The 2723-nt window shown below is 54.6% G+C and carries 2 protein-coding genes; one reads left to right on the forward strand and one right to left on the reverse strand.

Annotation, left to right across the window (positions count from 1 at the left end; genetic code table 11):
• Positions 1-161 precede the first annotated feature (161 nt).
• Positions 162-1925, forward strand: a complete 1764-nt coding sequence (gene metG / locus QZ197_RS15735) for a methionine--tRNA ligase (protein WP_296433167.1) — start codon at positions 162-164, stop codon at positions 1923-1925.
• On the opposite strand, the gene QZ197_RS15740 is transcribed toward metG, so the two are convergent.
• A complete protein-coding gene (locus QZ197_RS15740) occupies positions 1922-2617 on the reverse strand; it encodes a tyrosine-protein phosphatase (protein ID WP_296433165.1) in 696 nt (231 codons plus the stop codon). The genes metG and QZ197_RS15740 overlap by 4 nt on opposite strands.
• Between the last annotated feature and the right edge of the window lie 106 nt (positions 2618-2723).

Genomic DNA, 2723 nt, shown 5'->3' on the forward strand with positions numbered 1-2723 from the left:
CGATCGGTCATGTGCTGTTGGTTATCTTTGGACTGACCCGGATGCGTGTGCGCCGCGCCCCCAAAGAGAAGACACGCTATATCTACGCGCCGCGCACCAGCTTTAGCATTGGGCGATTGTTGGGACGTAGTCGCGACCGTTAATTCGATGCGGCGTCTGGCATCTGGCACCCTACCCCGCTAGATAGTAGCCAAACCTGCAAGGACGAAGCTATGGCCCGCCATCTGATCACATCCGCTATCCCGTATATCAACGGGATCAAACACCTTGGAAATTTGATCGGCAGCCAGTTGCCCGCCGACCTTTACGCACGCTATTTGCGGCAACGCGGCCACGAAGTCTTGTTTCTTTGCGCCACAGACGAACACGGCACACCAGCCGAATTGGCTGCTGCCAAAGCAGGCAAACCAGTCGCTGAATATTGCGCAGAAATGCATGAGGTTCAGGCCGAGATCGCCAAAGGATTCCGCCTATCCTTTGACCACTTCGGTCGTTCATCCAGCCCACAAAACCATAAACTGACCCAAGCGTTTGCAGGGCGTTTGGCCGAAATGGGTTTGATCCGCGAAGTCACCGAAGAGCAGGTCTATTCCATCGCGGACGGGCGTTTCTTGCCCGACCGCTATATCGAAGGCACCTGCCCTAACTGCGGTTTCGAAAGCGCGCGCGGCGATCAGTGCGACAACTGCACCAAGCAGTTGGACCCGACTGATTTGATCGACGCTCACTCCACGATTTCCGGCTCCAAGGAACTTGAGGTGCGTGAGACAAAGCACCTCTATCTTTGCCAATCCAAACTCAAAGACGACATCGCCGCTTGGATCGCCAGCAAACATGATTGGCCACTCTTGACGACATCAATTGCGAAAAAATGGCTGACTGATGGTGATGGCCTACAAGATCGCGGCATTACGCGTGATCTGGACTGGGGTATCCCGGTCAAGAATGGCGACGCAGATTGGCCCGGCATGGAAGGCAAAGTCTTCTATGTTTGGTTCGACGCCCCCATCGAATACATCGCCTGCGCCCAAGAATGGGAAGCCGCAGGCAAAGGCACAGACTGGGCGCGTTGGTGGCGCACCGATCAAGGTGCCGACGACGTGCGCTACACCCAGTTCATGGGCAAAGATAACGTACCGTTCCATACGTTGTCGTTCCCGGCGACCATTTTGGGCAGTCAAGAGCCGTGGAAATTGGTCGATTACATCAAGTCATTCAACTACCTGAACTATGATGGCGGCCAATTCAGCACCTCGCGTGGACGCGGTGTGTTTATGGATCAAGCGCTAGAGCTTTTGCCGCCAGACTATTGGCGTTGGTGGCTTTTATCGCACGCGCCTGAATCTTCAGACGCAGAATTTACGTGGGAAACCTTCCAAACAGACGCCAACAAAGACCTCGCTGACGTGTTGGGGAATTTTGTTAGCCGAATTACTAAGTTTTGCCGCTCCAAGTTTTCCGAAGCTGTGCCCGAAGGTGGATCATATGGTCCTGCCGAGGAGCAATTAATCGCTGACTTGGCCACGCGTCTACAGGCATATGAAGGCCACATGGATGCGATGGAGGTGCGCAAATCCGCGGCAGAACTGCGCGCGATCTGGGTTTTGGGCAACGAATACCTGCAAGCCAATGCACCGTGGACGACATTCAAGACCGACCCAGAAACAGCCGCCATGCAAGTGCGCGTGGCGCTCAACTTGATCCGGATTTACGCGGTACTTTCAGCGCCGTTCATCCCCGATGCATCCAAGACAATGATCGACGCGATGCAAACGGATGATGATGCGTGGCCGACAGATATAGCAGCAGCGTTACAGGCCCTGCCCGCTGGTCATACTTTTACCGTACCCGAGAACCTGTTCCGCAAAATCACCGATGAAGAACGTGATGAGTGGGCCGCGCGTTTCGCAGGGACGCGCGACTAGCGCCAGCCTTGCCACGGCTTCAATGCGGCTTGCTTGGCCGCAAAGCTTTGGGTCAGTGCGTCCGGATCATATTCCGTGTTGATCCAGTCTGTGATCGCAATCGGTGATTCCGCATTGCGCGCGGCATAAACATCAAAGAAGTGATCCAGAATGCCCGTGGACGTGCGCCTGATATGCAAGAACCGAAAGCTAAGCTGGCGGCGCGCGACATCAAGCGGCTGGCCCTCAATGACCATCAGATAAAGTGCTGCGGCAAGCCCCGTGCGGTCAGCACCCGATTTGCAATGCATCAGAAATGGCTTCTCATTGGTTTCAAAGGCAGCAAGCAGTTTGTGCAGCGCCTTGAGAGGTGGCGCCTTTCTTGCGGACATCGTGATATCAACCAAGGTTAGACCCAGCTGATCACAACTTTCGACCTCGAATAAATAATGCGGCTGCTTGGCGGCGCCGCGCAGGTTCAGGATCGTCTTGATCCCTTGTGCTGCATAGGCTTTGAAACGCACATGATCGGGATGGTTGGACCTGTAAACTCCGGGGGCCACTTGGGCATAGTTGTGCCAATGCTTGCGCAAAATCCCATGATCGAGCCAGTTGAAATGTAGCAGCGATTTCTTGCGCTCTTTCGGATCGGTGATGTCACGCCCAAAAGACGTCCGAAATGCACGTTCCCTTTTTCTTAATGCTGAAAACATTTTGCGCACGCTTCACTGCCCTTTCGTCACCAGACGCTCATTGTACCACGAAGACTGTCGATGCAAGTCCAGCGCATCCGTTCGTTTGACTAACGCCCCAAGGTTG

It is taken from the genome of Yoonia sp. (genome assembly GCF_017854415.1).
In the GTDB taxonomy this organism is placed as follows: domain Bacteria; phylum Pseudomonadota; class Alphaproteobacteria; order Rhodobacterales; family Rhodobacteraceae; genus Yoonia.